The sequence below is a fragment of the Salipiger mucosus DSM 16094 genome, assembly GCF_000442255.1.
GTDB lineage: Bacteria > Pseudomonadota > Alphaproteobacteria > Rhodobacterales > Rhodobacteraceae > Salipiger > Salipiger mucosus.
This window is the reverse complement of record NZ_KE557274.1, coordinates 422,323-443,913: the sequence shown is the minus strand read 5'-3', so window position 1 is coordinate 443,913 and position 21,591 is coordinate 422,323. Positions and strand designations below refer to the sequence as shown.

The window sequence follows — 21,591 nt, the reverse complement described above, 5'->3', positions numbered from 1 at the left end:
AAGCGTTGCAAGATGCTTTGAAAACAGGGGGCAGATTGTAATCGCCCACGACACGGTGCATGACTGATCCGACTGCCAACAGGATCGCCAATGGCCCGGAAGAGCCTCAACAAGAAGAACCTCGTCGACCTCGGACCTGACGTCCTGGCCGACCTGCTGCTCGAGGCCGTCAAGGGAGACGCGGCGCGACAACGGCGGGTGCGCATGGCGCTGTCAGCCGAGCAGAGCCCGCGGGACGCGGCCGCGGACGTTCGCAAGCGATTTGCATCGATCCGCCGGTCCCGCAGCTACATCTCGCGACAGACGCAAAAGAAGGTCGCGACGGAGCTGTCCGACCTCACCGGACTGATCGAGACCCGGATCGCACCGGACAGCCCTGACATCGCCTTCGATCTCCTCTGGGACCTGCTACGCCTCGCACCCGGCATCCACGAGCGGACCGATGACAGCAACGGCCTGATCGGTGACGTCATGGACGAGGCAATGGACGTCATCGCACATCTCTCGCTGAAGATCACCAAAGACCCGGCGCAACTGGCAGAGATGATCTTCGACGCGCTGCAGGACAACGGATATGGCGAATTCGATCAAGTGGTGCCGGCCCTCGCCGACCCTCTCGGTCAGACAGGCCTCGAGCGTCTCAAGGACCTTGCCGAGGAGATGCGCACGGCACCGCTGAGCGACACGGACCTGGCAATCTATGACTTCGTCGATGAACCGGAACGGCAGCAGGCGCTTGCGCGGGATCGCCGAAACCTGACGGCCGAGATGATCCTGCAGGATGTCGCGGACCTTCAGGGCGATGTCGACGCCTGGCTCGCAAGATACTCGGCCGAGCAACTCACTTATCATATCATCGCTCCCGAGGCCGCCACCCGCCTGCTGAACGCCGGGCGTGCCGAGGAGGCGCTCCGGATCGTCAGGCAGGCGCTAAACCGCGACGCGCGCGACAGCTCATGGTTCGACACGCCTGAGCTCAACGAGGCGCATTTCGCCTGCCTCGAGGCTCTCGGACGCGAAGAAGAACTGCGGCACGCCCTTTGGGCCCGCTTCGAGCGCCGCCTCTGCCCAAATGCATTGAGGGGCCTTCTGAAACGTCTGCCCGACTTCGACGATATCGAGGCCGAGGATCGGGCCCGCGATGTGGTCCTGGCTTACACGCCCATCGAGGCCGGGCTCGCGTTCTGCCTGTCCTGGCCGGATACCGCATTGGCGTCCAGACTCGTGCACAGCCGATCCGACGAGCTTGACGGCAACGCCTACGAGAACCTCACGCCGGCTGCGGAGGCGCTGTGCAGCGAACACCCGCTAGCTGCGGTCCTGATCTGGCGCGCCATGATCACCTTCGCGCTCGAGCGCGGCAGGTCGAGCCGCTACGGGCACGCCGCCCGCCATCTCGCCTCCTGTGCGGCGGCGGATGCTTCGATTGCCGATTACCAGCGACACCCGGGCCATGATGCCTTCGTGGAGCATCTGCGGGCCGTTCACGGCCGCAAATCGGCATTCTGGGAGCGGACAGGAGGTGCTTAAGCCTTTCGCCAGTTCTTTGTGAACGTGCGCCAATCTTGGTCGCCAGGACGCGTGATGATGCCAGCGCCGCAGGCCGCGAGGTCGCGGTGCCACGTGACACCGCTTCCCCAAAGGTCCAAACGAAGGGCGAAGCCCATTAGTTTTGCACCACGACTGAAGTTATCTTCTTTCCGCTTATCCTGAGCGGCACCTTGGATGACATTACCTACATCCTTGAGTTCGCATATCCGGACGAATGGAGATTATGTACTTACAGCACACATCGGATACTCTTCGCGCAACGAATGTTGCTTGAAGTAGGGATTTGTCTCCCTTGGATCACAAGCACTCTCCCTGGTGCCCTCCTTGCCTCGTTTTGGTCGAGAGACCGCGGCGAGGTTCGGGTACTGCCCATCGAAGCGGCGAACAATCTCGCGCAGGGTTGCGCTTCTCGTTCGCGACACCGACAGGGGAACACGCGGCCGTCTCCGGTGGCGGCAGGGCTTAACGCCGCGCTGGGCGGAACATCCGCCAGCGTCCTCTGCCGACCCGGCCGCCGCAGCGATGTTCCGGGCCCCATTAACGTCCGCATGAATCTTCTTGCCGCAATGGCGGCAGTGGAATTTCTCTCCGTTGCGCTGGCGGCCATCGACGTAGCCGCAGCTGGAGCATGTCTTGCTGGTGTAGGCCGGATCCACTTCGTGGATCTCGATCCCGTGTCGATCCGTCAGATCCTTGAGCTTCTCGCGCACCACGCCGCGGCCACAGCTCGACAGGATCCGGTTCATTCGCTTGCTCAGGTTTGAGCCGCGAAAGTCGAGCCTCTCGACAGCGATCACGCGCGGCTTGTGCAGCTCGACGGCCAGATTGAGCGCGCGGTTCACCTCGGTCTCGATCAACCCCCGAATGCGCGTGATCGCATCCCGGTAGGCCGCGCAGTCGCGCGGCTTGCGGCCATTTCTTTGCTCCCTGGCGGCGATCCGGTCCGCGCGTTCGACGAGCGGCATGATGTTGCCCAGGTACCCCTGGCCCAGGAGATCGCCCTCGCTGGTCGCGAAGAGGGTGCGCAGGCCGAAGTCGAGGCCCAGCACGTCGATCTTCGGCTCATAGGCGTCCCGGGAAGCCGCGAATACCTCGGTCATGTCCCGGTCCAACGCGACACGCAGTGTTCCGTCCTCGTTGCCAACGAGGTTGATCGTCTTGCCGAGGGCCCCTTCGCGATTGGCGCCTTTGCCGGTCTTGTTCTTGCCGCGTCGCCAGCCGCGGACCGGCAGGGCGACGCGGCCGGAGGGTGTCTTGAGATTGATCCACCAGGTAAAAAGCCCGTCCTGTTCCGGCTCGAGCCACCGGTTACCGGCGCCCGCCCGGGAGTCGAGGCGCATGGCCATGTTGCGGAACTTCGGCCAGGACCGGCGGGCGGCAAGGCCGAGGAACATTTTCCGCGCGATCCACTGCGCCTTGGCCGAGACCGGTTGTCCGCCCTTTTTGCGCAGGATGGTGGCGTCAGGAGACACCATCCACATCTGCTGGTCATTGATGGCCCTGAGATCGGCCTTCAACTCGGCGAATTCGTCTTCGAGTGCGCGGCGTCCGTCGTCCGGCAGGGCTTCGAAGCGGCGCCGGGCCTTTCCGCGCCACCGCTTCGGGGTGTACCGCCGCTCGATCATCTCGGCGATTTCGTTCTCGCGGTTGCTGATCCAGCTCTTGATGGTGCCGACGGCCTGCGCACGCACCATCTGCTGCTCGGCCGCGCCGAGGCGGGCTTTCGACGCGACAATTTCGGGTTCGCGCGCTTCCTCGGCGGCGAGAAGCTTTTCCCGGAGGCCGCGTCCGCTCATCACGTCGCGCCGTGCAACCAGGGCCTCGGCGCGCAGACCTTTTTGCCAGTTGACCCAGAGCTGCTCGACCGCCTCGATCTTGCAGGCATTTGCCGGGACCTCGAACACATCGGCGCGTTTGATCTTGTCCTTTTTCTTCTTTGCCGGAACAGGTTCCGCGCCAGCCCACCCACCATCGCGGAGATCGCGACTCTCACGTCGGCTCGGTTCAATCCTGGAACGGGCGGTAGTGCACATTGAGGGTCATGTACAACAATCCAGAACAGATTGGAACCCGCTCAATGAACAAAACCCACAAGATCTTCGTATCTGAGCCTGCCTCGGGCGGACATCGCCGATGACAGCCAGGACAGTACGTCCGTTTCACGTCTCGATCTTCGAAACGAAATATCGGCGAGGTAGCGCGCCAGGTGTTTCCGGCTGATCCAGTGATGGACCCCCATCACCATGCGGCGCAGATCAGCGTGACAGCTCTCGGCGGTGTTCACGTGTACTTCAGTTCCGTCCGGATCGGTCCTGGCGTACTCCTTGGCCGAATGCGTCACCGAGCGCCGCGTCTCCGCGAGGTAGCCGTAGGCCGGGAGCGCATCCGTCATGACGGTGCCCGCGGCACCGATCATGGCCTCGGCCGCGGATTGGATGTCCTTGCGGCCATGGCTGGCGATCACGCGGAATCGGGCCTCGCCACCACGCGCGGCCGCCGTCAATACCAGCGGTCGGCGTGGCCCTCGACCGGACGCCACGCCGGTGGGCTGTCCGCCCTGTCGCCGGCGTGGCGGCGCGCCGGCATAGACTTCGTCCATCTCGACAATCTCGCCGGAGATGGGCGGGCTCACGACCCGGGCCATCATCGCGCGGACGCGGTGGGCGAGGAACCAGGCCGACCTTTGCTGGATGCCCAGCATCTCGCCGAGTTTCGTCGACGAGATGCCTCTTGTGGAGGAGAGGATGAGCCACATGGCGCGCATCCAGAGGGACGCCGGCAGGCGAGAGCACTCCATGGGTGTCCCGGTGCGGATAGAGAACTGCCTGCGGCAGTTCCGACACCGGTACCGGCCCGGTCTGCCTGCAATCCTGGAGATGTCCTGAGACTCGCACCTGTGGCAGGTAATCCGGTCTCCCCAGCGGAGACGTTCCGCGAACGCGATGGCCTGCTCTTCTGTTCCGGTCTGCCTCACGATCTCTGAGAAGGAAAACTTCGACTTTGGCATGCCGTCCAAATTGGCATGAACTGCGACAGTGCAAGCCCCCGTGTGCAATAACTACATAAGCCCGGGAGGAATTAGCGAGCTGAAATGTACACGCGGAACATATACGCACAACATCCCCCCGTAAGCAAAAACCTATCGCTGGGAATGACATTTCCCGGGTCTGATCAGCTGGCGCATATCCCGCGCCAGCCGCCCTCAGTACAAAGTCAGCATAGGCAGATACGAAATCAGCAGCAACACCAGCATAGACACCAAGTAAAACGGCAGCAGTGCTTTCACAGTTGCCCCGACACCCACGCGCGCGATTGCCGATGAGATGAACAGTGTCGTCCCAACGGGTGGCGTGTAAAGTCCGATCGAAAGGTTGACGACCATCATCAGCCCCAGTTGCACCGGATCCAGCCCGATTGCTTGACCGATGCCGACAAAGATCGGACCCAGCAGCAGAACAGCGGCCGGAAGGTCAAGCACGGTCCCTACGAGCAGCATCACCACATTGAGGGCCATGATGACCATCCACGGTTGCGAGAAGGTCAGACTGACCCATTCCGCCAAATGCTGCGGCACCCGTTCAAGCGTTAGCACCCACTGCATCGTTGAGGAGGCCATGATGATGATCATCACTGCCCCCGTCATCATCACCGTGGCGACCGAGGATTCCCACAGTACGCGCCACGACAGGTCACGGTAGAGAAACCCGCTGACGGCCATCGCGTAAGCCACAGCCATGACACTGACTTCCGTGGGCGTGGCGATGCCGAAGCGAAGCGTGCCGATCACGAAAACAGGCATTAACATGGCGGGCAGAGCAATGAGCAGTTGCCCCTTGAAGGCAGAAAAACCTCCTTCCAGTGGAGCGCGCGGCAGGCTGCGCCGGTTGCCGACCAGTGCCACCGTCCCCATCATGCCCACCGCCAGCAGCACCCCCGGCAGGATGCCAGCGACGAAGAGGTCGACGATCGAGACGTTGGCGATCAGCCCGTAGAGGATCAATGGGATCGACGGCGGGATCAGCACCGAGACGGTGGAGGAGGAGGCGTTGACCGCTGCCGAAAAGGCGGGGGGATAGCCGCTTTGCTTCTGAACGGGGATCAGCGCGTTGCCGAGCGCCGTGGCGTCGGCCACGGCCGAGCCGGAGACGCCGCCGAACATCACCGAGCCAAGCACCGACACCTGCCCCATGCCGCCCTTGAAGCGGCCCACCAGAAGGCGTGCGGTGTTGACGAGATACGTGCCGAACTTGCCGGACATCATCAGGTTGCCGGCAAGGATGAAGAAGGGGATCGCCAGCATGGGGAAGCTCTGCGTCGGGGAATAGAGCCGCTGCGCCAGTACGGCCATCGACTTTCCGTCGAGCCAGAGCGCGCCGGCAACGCCACCGAGGATGGCAAAGCCCACCGGGACGGCGCCGAGCAGCAGCAATACGAACATCCAGATCATTGTCGCAGACATGGTCGAGGCTTTCCTGTCAGGGTCTGATCAACTCAGACTCGTGGGCGTTGCGAGACTCTCTTCCAGGGTCTCGTCCCGCAGGATGAGGCGCAGCAGGTCGCATGTAGCGATCACGCTTACGCAGGCGAAGGAATATGGCAGGCTTGCGTAGCCCCAGACCTGCTTGATCCCCAGCGTCGACAACGACTGGAAGGTCGAGGCGCGCAGGATCGGCTGGCCACTCCATAGGATTGAGACGGCGATCAGCAGCATGAGAGCTTGCACCATGATGAGGATGAGGCGCCGCATCGCGGTGGGCACGAGGTCGGGCAGCAAGGTCACAGCGATGTTGCAGTTCTTCGCTGAGGCCACGACCAGCCCACCAGCCACTAGCCACGGTAACAGCACCGCATGGACCTCATAGGCCATGGGGATGCCAGTCGTGAAGATGTAGCGCAACACGACGTTCATCAGCAGCAAGGTAAACATGATGGCCATGGCCGCGACCGCAATCACGCGTGCGCTGATGTCGAGCCCGCGGGTCAGCACTCGGCACAGTGTCAGGAATCTATGGACAAGGGGGCGCTGCCGCCCCCCTGTCGCTTCCGAAGAAGACTGGCTCATTGCCCTTGCGCTGCCTCGCGCAGGGCCGCGACCAGATCCGGATACGTTTCCGCATACTTGTCATAGACAGAGGCAGTCGCCTCGACGAAGGCTTCGCGGTTGGCGGTCGCGAAGACCGCCCCTTCCTCTTCCATCGTGGCCTGAAGTTGCTCGTTACCTTCCTTATTCAGCTGGCGCTGCAGTGTGCCGGCTTGGCGTGTGGCATCAGTAACGCAAGTCTGGGTCGCTTCGTCCAGGCCTTCCCACCATGCCAGGCCGACGACGACCGGCGAAGCCTCGTACATGTGGCCAGTCAGAGTAATGTAAGGCGTGATCTCGTGAAGCTTGGCGAAGTATATGTTGGTCAGGGGATTTTCCTGTCCTTCAAATACGCCCGACTGAAGCGCCGAAGGCACCTCGGACCACGCCAAAGGAGCCGGTGACGCACCGAGCGCCTCGAAGATGTCGACGGTCATCTCCGCCGGAGGGGTGCGGATACGCATGCCTGCAAGGTCTGCCGGTTCCAGCATATGCTTGGACAGGTGCGTGATATGGCGGATCCCATTGTCCCAGTAGCCGACGACCTTCAAGCCGGACGAATGCGCTTTTTCGTCGATCATCTTCCCAACCTCACCATCGACGGTTGCCCATGCAGTTTCGAGGTCGGGGAACAGGAAGGGAAGACCCAAAAGACCGATCTCGGGCACGATCTGGCTGAAGGAACCCTGGGAATTGGCGGTGATCTGGATGATGCCAGCGCCAACCGAGGTCAGCATTTCCACGTCGTCTCCCATGGTCGCCGAAGGGGCGACGTTCACCGAGGATCCGGTGCATTCCGAGTAGAGCTCGGCCCATTTCTCCGCAGCAATGTAGCGCGGGTTGCCCGGGTTTTCGCCATGCGCGAAGATGACGTCCTCGGCCTGTACAGCTCCCGCCAGCAGGATGGTCCCCGCCGCGATTGCAGTCATTCTGGTAGCCATGTCTCACTCCTCCGTTATGTTTGACATTCACCATGTAAGGTCTTCAGGATCTGCCGGATAAGGTGCCTGTGATCCTGACAGGTCTTCCGGGCCCGCTCGCAGTCGCCTGCCGTGATTGCAGCAACGATGAGCCTATGCTCCTTCACCGAATTCGCCCGGTCGACATGGACGGGGCTGATGAAGGACAGCACCGACCGCATCTGGTTTCTCGCCGACTTGTAGCCGTTGGCGAGCAGCGGATTGTCCGCCATCTCAAAAATTGCCCCATGGAACTGCCTGTCCAGGTCCGCCCAGGTCCGGACCTGATCGCGAGACAGATTCCGTTCCATCTCATCCACGAGCGGGGTCAGAAGCGCATCGATTTTTCCGCCCTCGATTTCGCCTGCCTTCACCTTCTCGGCCACCAGGTAGCCGGCCATGCCATCCAGTCCCTCGACCAGCTCATATCCCTTGATCAGGTCCTCGATCGTGTAGTGGCGCACGAACGTTCCCGAGCGTGGAAGCACCTCGACCAGGCCGTCGGCCTCGAGCTTCTTGATCGCATCCCTGACGGGCGTGATGCTCATCTCCAACTCCGCCGCGATGCGATGGGTGTCGAGAGGCGTTCCTGCCCTGAGCGCGCCGGTCATGATCTGGTCCTGAAGAATTTCGTACGCCTTCCGCGAAAAGTTCTGAGCCATACGCCCCCTCTGAGATGCCAGTTCGGTCACATGAGGTCGGTGTATACCGCTGCGATGTCCTTGTCCGAAAGGGGGACGTAATTGTTTACAAGTAGCCGCTGCTGGGTCTCGATGACCTTTGCCGCGTAGGGACGGCGGTCGCCCTCGGTCATGCCGTATTCGTCCAGGCGCTTGGTCGGAACGACCTTCGCCAAAAGCGAGTCCAGCGCGTCGAAGGGGTTCGTACCGTCCTGCGGCACCTTGAGAATTTCCGTGATCAATTGAGCGATCTCGGTGATCTTTCCCTCGGGCGCCTTGCGGTAGTAGATCTTGAATACGGGCGGCAGGAAGAGCCGCGTCGCCTCTCCGTGAGGCACGTGATGAACGCTGCCGAAGTGCATCGCGATGGCGTGAACGCCCCCCGCAAGCACGTTGGCCAAGGCGATCCCGGCCATGTTGCTTGCGATAAGGTAGGCTCGCGCGTCCTGCTGGATGGATTCGCGCCCGTGTTCGACGATACGCATGTAGCCCTCAAGGATCGATTTGATCGCGGCCATGCAGAACATGTCTGTGTAGGGGGTGGCCTTGGGCGCGAGGTAGATCTCCATCGCGTGAACCAGCGCATCGGCCGAGGAGGTGGCGAAAACGGGGTAGGGAATCTTCGACAGGAACTCGTCCACGAGAACCGCGTGATCCGCGAAACCGGCGTCAAAGGCCTTGCCAATCTTGCTACCGATGGAAGGGAAGTCGAAGACGGAAACGCAGGTTACCTCGCAGCCCGTGCCGCAGGTGGTTGGGACGAGGATCAGCCCCGCCTTGCGGCTCGGCTGCACGCCTGCCTCGAAGAGCCCCGCGACATCGACCTCGGAATCCAGTGCCAGCACCTTGGCGCTGTCTAGGATGGATCCACCGCCGATCGCGACGAGCCGGTCGAAATCCATTTTGCGGATAGCCGTCAACATCTCGTCCACGGCGACGTCCGTCGGCTCGCCATCACAAAAGTCGTCGTAGAAAAGGACCTGAGCGGCGCTGTCCTGCATGAACGTCTTGTGAAGGATGCGCTGAGTGAAGATCAGGTCCCGCGCGCCAAGGGTCTGCGCCTCGGCGAACGCTGCAAAAGTTTCATGGCCGTGGAGCTGTGGCCGCAGGGCAAAATGCATAGTGTCAGGCCTCCGCGCCGATGCGCATGGCGGCGATCCGGTCAAGAAGCGCGCCGTAGATCGCCTGGTCGTCGGGCACCGGGTGGCCAAGCGGCTCAGCGATGCGGGTCGTGTTGTAGTAGTGCTTCTGCGTCACGTTCTCGGAGATCGAGTTGCCGCCCCAGCTTCCGCAGCCAAGCGAGAAAGTCTTGGCAAGGCCGTTCGCCCAGCTTCCTGAGTTCGCCACACCGTGTGGCTGGCGTACGATGACCCGCGAGGTGCGCGTCTCGAGGCCGAGGCGCAGGATGCGATCGGCGTCGTTGGAATGGATGCCGCAGGAATGGCCCGACCCCGAGTACTCCGTGATGGCATTCACTAGACCGATGGCCTCGTCGAAGTTGTCGTACTTGTAACAGGTCAGGACGAGACTCAGCTTCTCGCCCGAGAAGGGATGATCCGCGCCGGTGCCGGTTTCTTCCACCACGAAGAAGCGCGTGCCCGGCTTCAATTCAATCCCGGCGACGGCGGCGATCTCCTCCACGGGACGGGCCACGACCTTTCGCGAGACATGGCCATTTTCCCAGAGCACCGCGCGCAGCTTGGCCTTTTCCTCGTCGGAGGCGATGTGCGCCCCCTCGGCTTCAAGAGCCGTCAGGAAACCGTCATAGATGCTGGACTGCACGATGATCGAGTTTTCCGCCGAACAGCCCGAGGCATTGTCGCCGGTCTTGCCGATGCGAATCTTCTCTGCCGTCTCTGCATGGTCGACCGTCTCGTCGACGATGACGGCGGCGTTGCCGACCCCCACGCCGTAGGCGGGCTTGCCCGCCGAATAGGCCGCGTGGACCATGTCGCCGGAGCCTGTCGCCATGCTGACGTCGCATTGTGCCATCAGTTCTCCAGCCAGCGCTTTCGAGGGGGTCTCGATGCAGAGTACAAGGTCCTCGGGCGCGTTCATGGCGCGCAGCACCTGCCGGATGACCTCGACCACGTAAAGAGTCGTTTTCTTGCTGGCCGGATGCGGAGCGCAGATCACGGCATTGCGGGCGCGGATGCCCAGGACCGCCTTGAAGATCGGCGTTGCCTCGCAGTTCGTGCTGGGCACGAGGGCGGCGATCACGCCGTAGGGCTTCGCGATGGTGGTGATCCCGTTCGCCGTGTCGCGGTCGATGACGCCGACGGTCGGCTCCTTGCGGATGTCGTGGAAGATCGCTGGCATCTTTTGCGCCAGCTTGGCGCGCTTGCTCTCGACTAGCCCCATGCCGGTCTCTTCAAAGGCCATTTCGGCGATGTGTGAAGCCATTTTTGGCTGCGACAGGTGATAGACGATGGCGCCTGTTATCAGGTCCACTTGATCCTGCGTATAGCTGTTCAGCACTGCCTGAGCATGGCGTGCACGCGCCACGAGTTCTGCGATCTGTTTTGCCGGTTCGGTCATAGGCCCTCCGCATCGCATCACCGCTCTCTCCAAGGCCTGTGATGCATCAGAAAATACATCAGATTCGGTTTCAAGCGTCAAGCTGCCAGCTGCGCCCTGCCCTGTCAACTGATGCATCAGTTAAAATTTCTGTTGATGTGTCAAAGCGCGATTGCTTATGTTTCGTCGACCGTAATCGTAGGAACACGACCATGACTGCACAGCCGGAAAAGGTAGAGATCAACGAGGTCGTGCTGCGCGACGGCCTTCAGAACGAACCGGAATTCGTTGCGACCGAGGACAAGATCCGCCTTGCCGAAAGACTGTCGCGCACGGGCATCCGACGGCTGGAGGTCACCTCTTTCGTGTCACCCAGGGCGATCCCGAATCTCCGAGACGCTGCAGAAGTGCTGGCGGGCATCGAGCGCGTCCCCGGTGTTCGTTACACGGCGTTGGTGCCGAACGTGCGCGGGGCCGAGCGTGCCCTTCAAAGCAACATCGATGAAGTAAACCTCGTGATGTCCATAGGAGAGCAGCACAACCTCGCAAACATGCGCATGACCTGCGCGCAGTCGCTAGAACAATTCGCCGATATCATGCGCGTGATGGAGGGGTCCGGAGTTTTTGTGAACGGGACGTTGGCGACGACATTTGGTTGCCCCTTCGACGGGCGCCAGCCCTTGGACCGCATTCTCTGGGGGATCGAGGAATACCTCGCGCTGGGGATCGAAGGCATCACCATTGCTGACACGATCGGGGTAGCCAATCCGCGCCACGTCTCCGAGGTCGTATCCACCATCCTCAGCCACCACCCGACGTTGCCCTTGACGCTGCACCTTCATAACACGCGCGACATGGGCATCGCCAATGCGCTCGCAGCCTATGATGCCGGAATCCGCAGCTTCGATACTTCCTTGGGCGGAATCGGCGGCTGCCCTTACGCGCCAGGCGCTACGGGCAATGTTTGCACTGAAGACCTCGTGCACATGTTTCACCAGTGCGGAGTCCAAACGGGAAGCGACCTCGCATCGCTCGTCAAAATCTCAAAGGACTTGCCAGAAATACTCGGACACGACGTGCCGGGCTTCATCATGAAGGCTGGCACATCCGAACGCCTCTATCCCTTCCCGGGAAAACACGTTTAACAGGCTGCTTCCGTAATGGGCATTGGTTGGTCAAGTCCCGAGTGTCACACGTCGCCGGTTTCATGCTTCCGTTCGTGGTCGGCGCGCGGCCGCCACATCATGCCATCCAGGTGAACCCCGAGCGCCTATCTGAAAAGCGTGCTCCACGGCCGAGGACGTGTCACGAGCAACCTGCCGGCGTCATCGAGGTTCGCGTCCCGGCGACGGGACCTCTAAGAACCGGCAGCCCAGTGCCGGCTCAAACCTTTTCCGATGGGCTCAGCCGGTCCGGACGACCTCCTTGCCGAAGCGGAACGTCGAGCCGTCGATCCACATGCGATGGAGAACGGTGGCCAACTTCCGCGCCACGGCGACGATTGCCCGGTTTCGCCCTCGCCGCTGTGCAACTCGCAAGCCCCACGCCTTGAGCCGCGAGAAGCTCTGCGTCCGGGTCAGCATCGCCTGCGCCGCCTCGTAGAGCATCGAGCGCACCATTCCGTCGCCGGCCTTGGTGATTCCGCCGGTGATGTCCGTCTCGCCGGATTGGTGCTTCTTCGGGGTCAGACCGAAATGCGCTCCGACCCGTTTCGATGAGCGAAAGCGGCCAGGATCGTCCACCGCGGACATGAAGGTTAGCGCCGTCAGCGCGCCCACTCCCGGCACCGTCATCAGCCGGCGGCAGGTCGCTTCATCCCGCGCAAGATCGCGTGCGCGCTTGTCGAGCGCCGTCATCTCCGTCTGCAGCGCGTCGCGCGCGCGCAGCATCGCCGCTGACACTTGTTCGAGCATCGGATTGCCGTGCGCCAGCTCCCGCACCCGCCGGGCGAAGCGGCCCCTACTGATCTTGCCGATCCTGAGCCCGAAGCCCCTGAGCACACCACGGAGACCGAGCTCGATGTCGAGCATCTTCTTCTGGAGCTGCTTGCGCGCCGTCAGCAAAGCGCGCACCTCTTGAGCCGAGGCGGACTTGCAGTGCACCGGTCGGAACCATCCCATCCGCAAGAGCTGCGTGATCCCGCGAGCGTCGCGCCGGTCTGTTTTGATCGGCATCGCCGATAGTGCCGCCTTCACCTGCCGGGTCTCCATGAGAACCACCTCGACACCCGCCGCCGTCAAGCCGGCATGGAGCCACTGCGACAACGGCCCGGCTTCCATGCCGAGGAGCGTCACCGGATGGTCCAGGCGCCCCAGGAAGTACAGAAGCGCCTCCGGGTCGCTCGCTACCTTCGCCTCCCGCTGGATCTTGCCCGTGCGATCCATCACACAGACGCTCGACTCTTCCAGCGACACGTCGATGCCGACATACTGTTCCATGGCTGTCTCCCTTTGTGGCCCTTGGGGCCGCGTCTGCGGACCCCGTCACAGCTTCATACTGGGGGACAGCCACCGACCCCGCCAACCGGCGCGGCCCGCCCATTACGGCATCTGAAAAAGGCCGGCCTCGACGCGGTTTCGAGAACATGATTCACCCCTGTCACGGAGACGGAGGCGGGTGTGATGCGCGGAACGGACGAGGCAAGCGGGACGCTTTTCAGCTATGTGGACCTTGAGGAACGGGTTCCCGAGGGTCATCCGCTCCGCAAGATCCGGCAGATCGTGAACGACGCGCTGGCGAGCCTCGATGCCGAGTTCAACGCGCTCTACACGGATTTCGGCCGTCCCTCCATCGCGCCGGAGCGGCTGATCCGGGCGAGCCTTCTCCAGATCCTGTTCTCGATCCGCTCGGAGCGGCAGTTGATGGAGCAGATGGATTACAACCTGCTGTTCCGCTGGTTCGTCGGGCTTGGCATCGACGACCCGGTCTGGGTCCCAACGGTGTTCAGCAAGAACCGCGACCGTCTGCTGACGACCGACATGTCACGCAAGCTGATGGCCGCGATCCTTGCGCATCCGGAGGTCACACCGTTGCTGTCCGACGAGCACTTCTCGGTCGATGGCACCCTGATCAAGGCGTGGGCTTCCATGAAGAGCTTCCAGCCGAATGATCCCCCTCCGCCGCCGCATGACGATGATCCCGGCGGGCCACCACCGCCACCATCCGGCGCAACCTCCGCAGACCCCGACGGCCTAAAACAGACTGAGACCCAGCCGATGCCCGACACGCCCCGCCAGACCCGGAACGCAGAGGTGAACTTCCGGGGCGAAAAGCGCTCGAACGCGACGCATGCTTCAAGCACCGATCCCGATGCGCGGCTCTACAAGAAATCCCCGGGCGCGGCGGCCATGCTGTGCTTCATGGGGCATACGCTGATGGAGAACCGCAACGGCCTGGTCGTGCAGGCAGACCTGACCCATGCCGACGGCCGCGGTGAGCGCAGGGCGGCGCTCGAGATGATCAACCGGCATTCGCCCGGTTCAACCCGGCGCCTGACGCTTGGAGCTGACAAGGGCTATGACAGCGCCGACTTCGTCGCCGCGCTCAGACGGATGGTCGTGACCCCGCATGTCGCGCAGAAGGCCCGGTATTCCGCCATCGACGGGCGGACCACGCAGCATGCCGGCTACGCGTTGTCACAGCGGTGCCGGAAGAAGATCGAGGAGCCCTTTGGTTGGGCCAAGACGGTGGGCGGCATGGCTCAGACGCTCCACCGAGGTCTCGACCGGGTCCAAGCGCAGTTCACGATGACCATGGCCGCCTGCAACCTCGCCCGGTTGCCAAAGCTCTTGGCAGCCTGACTGCGGGACCGGCGGGGCTGGTGATCGCGTCCGTGTCGGGCTGCCTTCGACGCCATTCAGTCCGGAACAACGTCCTTTCACCCCGACTTCTTCAGATGCCGTAATGGGCGGGCCGCGCCGGTTGGCGGGGTCGGTGGCTGTCCCCCAGTATGAAGCTGTGACGGGGTCCGCAGACGCGGCCCCAAGGGCCACAAAGGGAGACAGCCATGGAACAGTATGTCGGCATCGACGTGTCGCTGGAAGAGTCGAGCGTCTGTGTGATGGATCGCACGGGCAAGATCCAGCGGGAGGCGAAGGTAGCGAGCGACCCGGAGGCGCTTCTGTACTTCCTGGGGCGCCTGGACCATCCGGTGACGCTCCTCGGCATGGAAGCCGGGCCGTTGTCGCAGTGGCTCCATGCCGGCTTGACGGCGGCGGGTGTCGAGGTGGTTCTCATGGAGACCCGGCAGGTGAAGGCGGCACTATCGGCGATGCCGATCAAAACAGACCGGCGCGACGCTCGCGGGATCACGCAGCTCTTGCGGATGGGATGGTTCCGACCGGTGCACTGCAAGTCCGCCTCGGCTCAAGAGGTGCGCGCTTTGCTGACGGCGCGCAAGCAGCTCCAGAAGAAGATGCTCGACATCGAGCTCGGTCTCCGTGGTGTGCTCAGGGGCTTCGGGCTCAGGATCGGCAAGATCAGTAGGGGCCGCTTCGCCCGGCGGGTGCGGGAGCTGGCGCACGGCAATCCGATGCTCGAACAAGTGTCAGCGGCGATGCTGCGCGCGCGCGACGCGCTGCAGACGGAGATGACGGCGCTCGACAAGCGCGCACGCGATCTTGCGCGGGATGAAGCGACCTGCCGCCGGCTGATGACGGTGCCGGGAGTGGGCGCGCTGACGGCGCTAACCTTCATGTCCGCGGTGGACGATCCTGGCCGCTTTCGCTCATCGAAACGGGTCGGAGCGCATTTCGGTCTGACCCCGAAGAAGCACCAATCCGGCGAGACGGACATCACCGGCGGAATCACCAAGGCCGGCGACGGAATGGTGCGCTCGATGCTCTACGAGGCGGCGCAGGCGATGCTGACCCGGACGCAGAGCTTCTCGCGGCTCAAGGCGTGGGGCTTGCGAGTTGCACAGCGGCGAGGGCGAAACCGGGCAATCGTCGCCGTGGCGCGGAAGTTGGCCACCGTTCTCCATCGCATGTGGATCGACGGCTCGACGTTCCGCTTCGGCAAGGAGGTCGTCCGGACCGGCTGAGCCCATCGGAAAAGGTTTGAGCCGGCACTGGGCTGCCGGTTCTTAGAGGTCCCGTCGCCGGGACGCGAACCTCGATGACGCCGGCAGGTTGCTCGTGACACGTCCTCGGCCGTGGAGCACGCTTTTCAGATAGGCGCTCGGGGTTCACCTGGATGGCATGATGTGGCGGCCGCGCGCCGACCACGAACGGAAGTATGAAACCGGCGACGTGTGACACTCGGGACTTGACCAACCAATGCCCATTACGGAAGCAGCCTGTTAACAACGTTTGTGGTTGCCGCCCGTGATGCAAGAAGTTACTGACGCTGTTTGCATGTGATCGAGTGCGTACTTTTGTCAAGCCTTCACGAGGCGGCATTTTCAAAAGCCGCAGGCCGGGATGGTGATCAGCGGATGAGGTCCAAATCTGAATTACGAGCTTGGGCTCGCAGTTGCTAGGCCGTGTTGACAAAAGGGATTCACAGCGCGCGGCAGGCGTGATTCAAGCTGGCAACTGCGATGGAGACTAGCTTGGCACGAGACCTGATGTCCGACGACGAGTGGGCGTTCTTTGAGCCGTTCATCTGCGCCGTCCGCGCCTCGAACGGGCGCAAACCGATCAACCACCGCCTTGTTCTCGATGGGATTTTCTGGATCGCCCGAACCGGAGCCCCGTGGCGGGACCTGCCCGAGGAGTTCGGCAAGTGGTCGAGTGTCTACCGGCAGTTCCGGCGCTGGACCCTGGCAGGAATCTGGGAGGACATCATGGAAGCGCTGAACCGCAGCGGGGCCGTGCCGGACGCGCTCCAGATGATCGACAGCACAGTGGTTCGCGCTCATCATCTGGCGGCGGGCTCAAAAAGGGGACTCCACGACCGGGTCTCGGCAGTTCTCGTGGTGGTTTCACGACCAAGATCCACCTTCTCGTCAACGCGCACGGCCTGCCCATGAGAACGGAGATCACGCCGGGCCAAACGTCGGACTATGTCGGCTTCGATCTGGTGATGGCCGACAACCTGCCCGCCCCGAGTGCCTTGCTCGCCGACCGGGCATACGACGCTGACAGTATTCGGAGAACCATAGAGCAGCGCAATGCCTTGCCAGTGATACCAATGCGGAAGTCCCGCAAGAGGCGCGTCGGCGTGGATCGCTCCCTCTACAGGCTGCGTAACCTGGTCGAACGCTGCTTCAACAGGCTCAAGAATGCCCGCCGGGTCGCCACCCGTTACGACAAGACTGCGGAGAGCTTCCTGGGCTTCATCGACATCACGTCAATCCGGCTTTGGCTCCGCCATTTGTCAACATGACCTAGAATTGCATGTGTGTAGCAACGACACTGTTGATAGAACAACGCAAAGGATGATTTGAAAATCCTCGTGTCATCCAGACACGCGCTCAAAAGGTCAGAGAAAATCCTTGCATCGAAGGGGGCATCCAAACATGGACGCCGATAGGGGATCAACATTGCGTGCCGATTAACAAAGGTCCTCGCTACGGATATCCTTCTTTCCCTCGGGGTCCCAAAGCGTCACGTCCGCATCCGCGCCGATCCGGATCGCGCCCTTGCACAAGCCATGTCGCATCATGCCCGAGTGCTCTGTCACAGTAACGGTTTGGGTCCTAGCGCAATCATGGACAGTCACGCTGTTCTTCCTAGTCATCGTTGACGGCAAACTTAGCAAGAGTTCCGCTTTTCCGGGATCACCTCACATGCTCCCGTATGCCCGACCGTTACCACGGTGCTCGGTTCAAGAGCTAGCCGTCTATCAGGACCGGCGGCACGCAATGAGGCCCAAAAGATCTCCCGAAAAGATCAAGGTTCTCCAGCCGTGCCATCGGGTCCTTGGCGTACGAAAACCTACTGGAACCTATCCCCGGGGTAGCGCAGGGGCGGTTTCAAGAGGCTCAAGAGTGGATTTCAGCCAGTCGATGAAGCGGCGCACCTTGCGCCTGTTCAGATGAGGGCTGGGGCAGACCAGCCAGAGCGATTGCTGCCAGACGTCCTTCAGGCCCGGCTTCATTGGGCAGATCAGTCGGCCGCTGGCAAGTTCTGCCGAGGCGGTGAGACGCGATTCCAGCACAATGCCGACGCCGCTTGCCGCCATGTCGATCGACATATGCGCCCGGTCAAACAAAGTTCGGCAAAGCGGCTTGGCAGGCTCAAAACCCTGTATCTCGAACCAATTTGCCCATTGCGTCACGTTCTTCACCGAGTGGATCAGCCGATAGTCCGGGAGGTCCTCGATATCGAGGCTTGCGGCAGCGGCGTAGTCCGGCGCGCATAGCACTTGCACCCGCTCATCGGCCAGACATTCCACGTACATGCCGCGCCAGTCTCCAGTCCCGTGGCGAATTTCGAGATCGATGTTCTCGCGCCCGAAATCCGGCGGGTCATTGGTGGCATCGAGACGCAGCTCGATGTCGGGGTGCTTTTCCATGAAATCCGGCAGGCGGGGCAGAATCCACTTGTTGGCGAAGGTAGGGGTCACGCGGATGTTCAGCACGGTGAAAGAGCTCAAGCCGCGCATTTGCTCGGTGGCCACGGTGATGCGCTCTATCTCGTCCCGGATCAGCTCGTAGTACCGCTCCCCTGCCTCGGTCAGCACCACCTTGCGGCCGGTGCGGCTGAACAGACGGACACCGATATGCGCTTCGATGGCCTGGATCTGCTGGCTGACGGCAGAAGCGGTCACCCCCAGCACTTCGGAAGCGCCCTGCATGCTGCCAGTTCTGGCGGTAGCGTGGAAAGCGGTTATGGCACGGAACGGAGGAGACATAACACTTAAGATAATCTAATGAGTTTCGTCTGAAAAGTCGTTTGAACTTCATCATTTCGGGAGCCTACGGTACCGGCATGCCGTCGATCTGCGCTTCGGAGGAGCGAGGCAATCGGGGGCAAATCGTAAGCGCCTGTTTTGGCGCCCTGGGAGGAAACCAATGAAATTCAATCACCTGGCGCTTTCTGCGCTGTCTCTGGTCGTGTCCGCCGTAGCAGTGGACGCACGCGAAATACGCCTTGGTCACGCATCCACGGAAGCAAACCCGCGCCACGATGCCGCTCTGTTCCTGGCCGACAAGGTCGAAGAGTTGTCGGGGGGCGAGCTGACCGTCTCGGTCGCGTCCAACGCCCAACTCGGCGACGATGCCGAGATGATGACCGCCCTGCGCCTTGGCACGCTCGACATGTCGATTTCTAGCCAAGGAGCCATGGCAAGTATCATCGAACAGGCCACTGTTGTCGGCCTTCCCTTCCTGTTCGACAGCGCTGATGCGGCCTGGGCCGTAATGGATGGCGAGGTCGGCGACATGCTGACTGAACGCGCTGAAGAAAAGGGGGTGATCGTTCTGGGTTACTGGGACAACGGCATCCGCCTTATCACCAACAACGCGCGCGCCATCGTCGAGCCTGCCGACCTCCAGGGCCTCAAGATCCGCATTCCGTCGGACCCGATGGCGAATGACATCTTTTCGACGCTCGGCGCGAACCCGGTGCCGATCCCCTTCGCGGAAACCTACGTGGCGCTCCAGCAAGGCGTCGCCGATGGCCAAGAGAACCCCGCCGTGAACATCGAAAGCCAGAAGTTCCAGGAAGTGCAGGACTATATCTCGCTGTCCTACCACAAGTGGGAGTTCCTGCCGCTGCTGGCCAGCAAGATGACTTGGGCGCAGCTCACCGAAGAAGAGAAGGGCTGGCTGTCCGAGGCCGCGGCCGCCGCGACCGAGTACCAGCGCAACAATGCCAACGAAGCCAACGAGAGATCGCTCGAGATCATCTCCGAAGCCGCGGAGGTGAACGAGATCGACACTGAGGCGTTCCGCGAAGCGACCGCGCCAGTCTATGACAAGTGGCGCGAGAAATACGGCGATTTCGTCGATGCCCTGATCAGCCAGTCGCAGGCCCATTCGTCCGAGGCCGTGTCGCAATGACCGACCGCAGCGCGACCTGTCGCGACGCGCAGGATCCGGGCATAGCCCGGATCGGCTGGCGCCTCGCCGAGGGAACGGACGCGATCATCACGCGCCTATCCCAGATCACCGGTATCCTCTCCCTGGTCGGACTGTTCGTGGCCATCCTCGCCGGGGTCGCGCTGCGCTATCTGACCGAACAGGGGGCGGGCTGGGTGAACGAGATCCCCTATCTCCTATTTCCCTGGCTCTGCGCGAGCGCCTTCGTGCTCGCGGCCCAGGCTGGCGGCCATATCTGCGTCGAGGCGCTGCAGTCGTCTTTGCCGCACCGCCCCGCCGCGCTCATGTCCCTGCTTGTCCACGCGACCGCCATGCTCCTCTTTGCTTGGCTGACCCGCACGGGCTTGACGGTGATCGAGGTGACCATGTCCGAGTTCTACCCCATCCTGCGCATCCCCACCGCATGGGGCTATGGCGGGCTTACCATGGCATGCGCGCTTCTCTCCCTCACTTCCCTGACCGGCATCCTACGAACCCTCCTGACCGGTGAGGATGCCAGCCAGCAACGCCGCGGCATTGCCGCCGGCACCGAAACGGAGGTGACGCTGTGAGCATTGCCCTCCTCGTTGCCTTCGGGCTTCTCATGCTGACCGGCCTACCTATCGGTTTTTCTCTGATCCTTGCTGCCGCCATCGCCCTTGTCGGGTTCGGCGGCCTGCCGGATACCATCGTCATGCTGCGCTTCTACCAGCCGACGCAGAATTTCGTGATGATCGCCATTCCGTTCTTCATCCTCTCGGGGATGCTGTTGATGACCGGTGCGCTCGGCCAGCGACTGATCGACTTCGCCACGCGGCTGGTTGGGCGTTTCCGCGGCGGGCTCGGGCAGGTCAACGTCATGGGTTCGACCCTATTCGGCGGAGTCTCTGGCTCGGCGGTGGCGGATGCCTCGGCCATGGGCGGGATGATGATCCCCTGGATGACCCGCGAAGGCTATCCGGCCGCGTTCTCGGCGGCGATTACTGCTTCGTCCTCGATCATCGCCGTGCTGATCCCGCCCTCTATCCCGCTGATCCTATTTGCCACCGTCTCAAACGAATCCGTGGCCGACCTGTTCACCGCCGGGGTCGCGCCCGCGCTGGCGCTATCCTTCGGCCTTATGTTCACCTGCTGGCTGATCGCCAGGCGCCGGGGTTTCCAGGTCTTCGAGGGCGGCGCCGGCGGCCCAGCCATCGGGCGGGTGATCCTCGCGGCGCTTCCCGCGATCTCGCTGCCGGTGCTGATCGTGGTCTCGCTTCGCTTCGGCATCGCCACTCCGACCGAGGTCAGCGTCTTGGCGACTGGCTATGCCTTGCTGTTGCGCGCGGCTCTCTACCGCGACCTGACGTGGGCCTCGATCGCGGCGGCGCTGATCGGCACGGTGATCACCACGGGTGTCGTCATGCTGGTGATCGCGGCCTCGAACTTGGTAAGCTTCGTGCTGGCATTCGACAACGTGCCGGGCCAGGTCGCCGATTGGGCAACCAGTAACTTCAGCGAACCCTGGCAGATCATCCTGCTGATGAACGTCTCAATGCTTGTCGTGGGCATGTTCATCGACCTTTCGGCAGCCATGCTGCTCATGGCGCCCCTCTTCGTCGCACTGGCCAATGCCATCGGTCTAAATCTAACGCAGTTGGGCGTGATGATGACCATCAACCTCGGCGTGGGCCTGTTCACGCCGCCCGTGGGCACCACGCTGTTCATCTCGTCCGCGATCGCGCGCGTTCCGGTCGGATCCGTCGCCCGCGAGATGTGGCCCTTCTACCTGATCGCGGCCTCGGTTCTTGGCCTGACCGCCTTCGTCCCTGCCTTCACCGTCTTCTGAGGAGAATAGAC

18 protein-coding genes are annotated in these 21,591 nt (G+C 62.4%); 8 read left to right on the top strand and 10 right to left on the bottom strand.

Annotated features, from left to right (window positions below; all coding sequences use genetic code 11):
- The first annotated feature begins 90 nt into the window (after positions 1 to 90).
- Positions 91 to 1,530, top strand: a complete 1,440-nt coding sequence (locus SALMUC_RS08200) for a DUF6880 family protein (RefSeq protein ID WP_020042046.1) — start codon at positions 91 to 93, stop codon at positions 1,528 to 1,530.
- A gap of 242 nt (positions 1,531 to 1,772) precedes the next feature.
- On the opposite strand, the gene SALMUC_RS08195 is transcribed toward SALMUC_RS08200, so the two are convergent.
- The 8 genes from SALMUC_RS08195 to SALMUC_RS08160 form a co-directional block, all read right to left on the bottom strand.
- Positions 1,773 to 3,584: an RNA-guided endonuclease TnpB family protein gene (locus SALMUC_RS08195; protein WP_084513942.1), complete on the bottom strand. Its 1,812-nt coding sequence runs from the start codon at positions 3,582 to 3,584 to the stop codon at positions 1,773 to 1,775.
- 41 nt (positions 3,585 to 3,625) lie between these two features.
- Positions 3,626 to 4,558, bottom strand: coding sequence for an IS1595 family transposase (locus SALMUC_RS08190; RefSeq protein ID WP_084513941.1), 933 nt, complete (start codon positions 4,556 to 4,558; stop codon positions 3,626 to 3,628).
- 195 nt (positions 4,559 to 4,753) lie between these two features.
- Positions 4,754 to 6,010, bottom strand: coding sequence for a TRAP transporter large permease (locus SALMUC_RS08185; RefSeq protein WP_020042050.1), 1,257 nt, complete (start codon positions 6,008 to 6,010; stop codon positions 4,754 to 4,756).
- A gap of 27 nt (positions 6,011 to 6,037) precedes the next feature.
- Positions 6,038 to 6,538 carry a TRAP transporter small permease gene (locus SALMUC_RS08180; RefSeq protein ID WP_020042051.1) on the bottom strand — a complete coding sequence of 167 codons (501 nt, stop codon included), beginning with the start codon at positions 6,536 to 6,538 and terminating at the stop codon, positions 6,038 to 6,040.
- 71 nt (positions 6,539 to 6,609) lie between these two features.
- Positions 6,610 to 7,572 carry a TRAP transporter substrate-binding protein gene (locus tag SALMUC_RS08175; RefSeq protein WP_020042052.1) on the bottom strand — a complete coding sequence of 321 codons (963 nt, stop codon included), beginning with the start codon at positions 7,570 to 7,572 and terminating at the stop codon, positions 6,610 to 6,612.
- A 14-nt stretch (positions 7,573 to 7,586) separates the two neighbouring features.
- The gene (locus SALMUC_RS08170) at positions 7,587 to 8,252 is read right to left on the bottom strand and encodes a GntR family transcriptional regulator (RefSeq protein WP_156883435.1); all 666 of its coding nucleotides are present in this window, start codon (positions 8,250 to 8,252) and stop codon (positions 7,587 to 7,589) included.
- A gap of 26 nt (positions 8,253 to 8,278) precedes the next feature.
- The gene (locus tag SALMUC_RS08165; RefSeq protein ID WP_020042054.1) at positions 8,279 to 9,391 is read right to left on the bottom strand and encodes an iron-containing alcohol dehydrogenase; all 1,113 of its coding nucleotides are present in this window, start codon (positions 9,389 to 9,391) and stop codon (positions 8,279 to 8,281) included.
- 4 nt (positions 9,392 to 9,395) lie between these two features.
- Positions 9,396 to 10,916, bottom strand: a complete 1,521-nt coding sequence (locus tag SALMUC_RS08160; protein WP_198014544.1) for an aldehyde dehydrogenase family protein — start codon at positions 10,914 to 10,916, stop codon at positions 9,396 to 9,398.
- Positions 10,917 to 10,999: 83 nt separating this feature from the next.
- Here SALMUC_RS08160 and SALMUC_RS08155 point away from each other — a divergent pair, with 83 nt between their 5' ends.
- Entirely contained in the window at positions 11,000 to 11,932 is a 933-nt protein-coding gene (locus SALMUC_RS08155) for a hydroxymethylglutaryl-CoA lyase (protein WP_020042056.1), read from the top strand.
- Between the two features lie 258 nt (positions 11,933 to 12,190).
- Here SALMUC_RS08155 and SALMUC_RS08150 read toward each other — a convergent pair whose 3' ends face one another.
- Entirely contained in the window at positions 12,191 to 13,225 is a 1,035-nt protein-coding gene (locus SALMUC_RS08150; protein WP_020041264.1) for an IS110 family RNA-guided transposase, read from the bottom strand.
- 183 nt (positions 13,226 to 13,408) lie between these two features.
- Between SALMUC_RS08150 and SALMUC_RS08145 the strand changes: the two genes are divergently transcribed.
- The 3 genes from SALMUC_RS08145 to SALMUC_RS28830 all read left to right on the top strand — a co-directional run bounded on the left by SALMUC_RS08145 (position 13,409) and on the right by SALMUC_RS28830 (position 17,114).
- Positions 13,409 to 14,587, top strand: a complete 1,179-nt coding sequence (locus tag SALMUC_RS08145) for an IS5 family transposase (RefSeq protein ID WP_020042057.1) — start codon at positions 13,409 to 13,411, stop codon at positions 14,585 to 14,587.
- A 206-nt stretch (positions 14,588 to 14,793) separates the two neighbouring features.
- On the top strand, positions 14,794 to 15,828 hold the full coding sequence (locus SALMUC_RS08140; protein ID WP_020041264.1) for an IS110 family RNA-guided transposase: 1,035 nt from the start codon (positions 14,794 to 14,796) through the stop codon (positions 15,826 to 15,828).
- Positions 15,829 to 16,326: 498 nt separating this feature from the next.
- A protein-coding gene (locus tag SALMUC_RS28830) for an IS5 family transposase (protein ID WP_156883434.1) occupies positions 16,327 to 17,114 on the top strand; the annotation gives its coding sequence in 2 pieces (ribosomal slippage) (positions 16,327 to 16,663 and positions 16,663 to 17,114; 789 coding nt in all).
- Between the two features lie 561 nt (positions 17,115 to 17,675).
- Here the strand turns inward: SALMUC_RS28830 and SALMUC_RS08125 are convergent.
- The gene (locus tag SALMUC_RS08125; RefSeq protein WP_037371358.1) at positions 17,676 to 18,584 is read right to left on the bottom strand and encodes a LysR substrate-binding domain-containing protein; all 909 of its coding nucleotides are present in this window, start codon (positions 18,582 to 18,584) and stop codon (positions 17,676 to 17,678) included.
- 160 nt (positions 18,585 to 18,744) lie between these two features.
- Between SALMUC_RS08125 and SALMUC_RS08120 the strand changes: the two genes are divergently transcribed.
- Genes SALMUC_RS08120 through SALMUC_RS08110 form a run of 3 tightly spaced genes read left to right on the top strand, consistent with a single transcriptional unit; the run spans position 18,745 to position 21,580 of the window.
- Entirely contained in the window at positions 18,745 to 19,734 is a 990-nt protein-coding gene (locus SALMUC_RS08120) for a TRAP transporter substrate-binding protein (protein WP_020041269.1), read from the top strand.
- On the top strand, positions 19,731 to 20,324 hold the full coding sequence (locus tag SALMUC_RS08115) for a TRAP transporter small permease (protein WP_020041270.1): 594 nt from the start codon (positions 19,731 to 19,733) through the stop codon (positions 20,322 to 20,324). Before SALMUC_RS08120 ends, SALMUC_RS08115 begins: the two co-directional genes overlap by 4 nt.
- Complete coding sequence (locus tag SALMUC_RS08110; protein ID WP_020041271.1) at positions 20,321 to 21,580, top strand: TRAP transporter large permease; 1,260 nt, start codon at positions 20,321 to 20,323, stop codon at positions 21,578 to 21,580. Before SALMUC_RS08115 ends, SALMUC_RS08110 begins: the two co-directional genes overlap by 4 nt.
- Positions 21,581 to 21,591: the final 11 nt, after the last annotated feature.

Coding starts and splice junctions, on each gene's coding strand:
- SALMUC_RS08175 (WP_020042052.1), bottom strand. CDS start 7,572: ATGGCTACCAGAATGACTGCAATCGCGGCGGGGACCATCCTGCTGGCG.
- SALMUC_RS08150 (WP_020041264.1), bottom strand. CDS start 13,225: ATGGAACAGTATGTCGGCATCGACGTGTCGCTGGAAGAGTCGAGCGTC.
- SALMUC_RS08185 (WP_020042050.1), bottom strand. CDS start 6,010: ATGTCTGCGACAATGATCTGGATGTTCGTATTGCTGCTGCTCGGCGCC.
- SALMUC_RS08190 (WP_084513941.1), bottom strand. CDS start 4,558: ATGCCAAAGTCGAAGTTTTCCTTCTCAGAGATCGTGAGGCAGACCGGA.
- SALMUC_RS08165 (WP_020042054.1), bottom strand. CDS start 9,391: ATGCATTTTGCCCTGCGGCCACAGCTCCACGGCCATGAAACTTTTGCA.
- SALMUC_RS08200 (WP_020042046.1), top strand. CDS start 91: ATGGCCCGGAAGAGCCTCAACAAGAAGAACCTCGTCGACCTCGGACCT.
- SALMUC_RS08120 (WP_020041269.1), top strand. CDS start 18,745: ATGAAATTCAATCACCTGGCGCTTTCTGCGCTGTCTCTGGTCGTGTCC.
- SALMUC_RS08195 (WP_084513942.1), bottom strand. CDS start 3,584: ATGTGCACTACCGCCCGTTCCAGGATTGAACCGAGCCGACGTGAGAGT.
- SALMUC_RS08125 (WP_037371358.1), bottom strand. CDS start 18,584: ATGTCTCCTCCGTTCCGTGCCATAACCGCTTTCCACGCTACCGCCAGA.
- SALMUC_RS08145 (WP_020042057.1), top strand. CDS start 13,409: ATGCGCGGAACGGACGAGGCAAGCGGGACGCTTTTCAGCTATGTGGAC.
- SALMUC_RS08140 (WP_020041264.1), top strand. CDS start 14,794: ATGGAACAGTATGTCGGCATCGACGTGTCGCTGGAAGAGTCGAGCGTC.
- SALMUC_RS08155 (WP_020042056.1), top strand. CDS start 11,000: ATGACTGCACAGCCGGAAAAGGTAGAGATCAACGAGGTCGTGCTGCGC.
- SALMUC_RS08115 (WP_020041270.1), top strand. CDS start 19,731: ATGACCGACCGCAGCGCGACCTGTCGCGACGCGCAGGATCCGGGCATA.
- SALMUC_RS08170 (WP_156883435.1), bottom strand. CDS start 8,252: ATGGCTCAGAACTTTTCGCGGAAGGCGTACGAAATTCTTCAGGACCAG.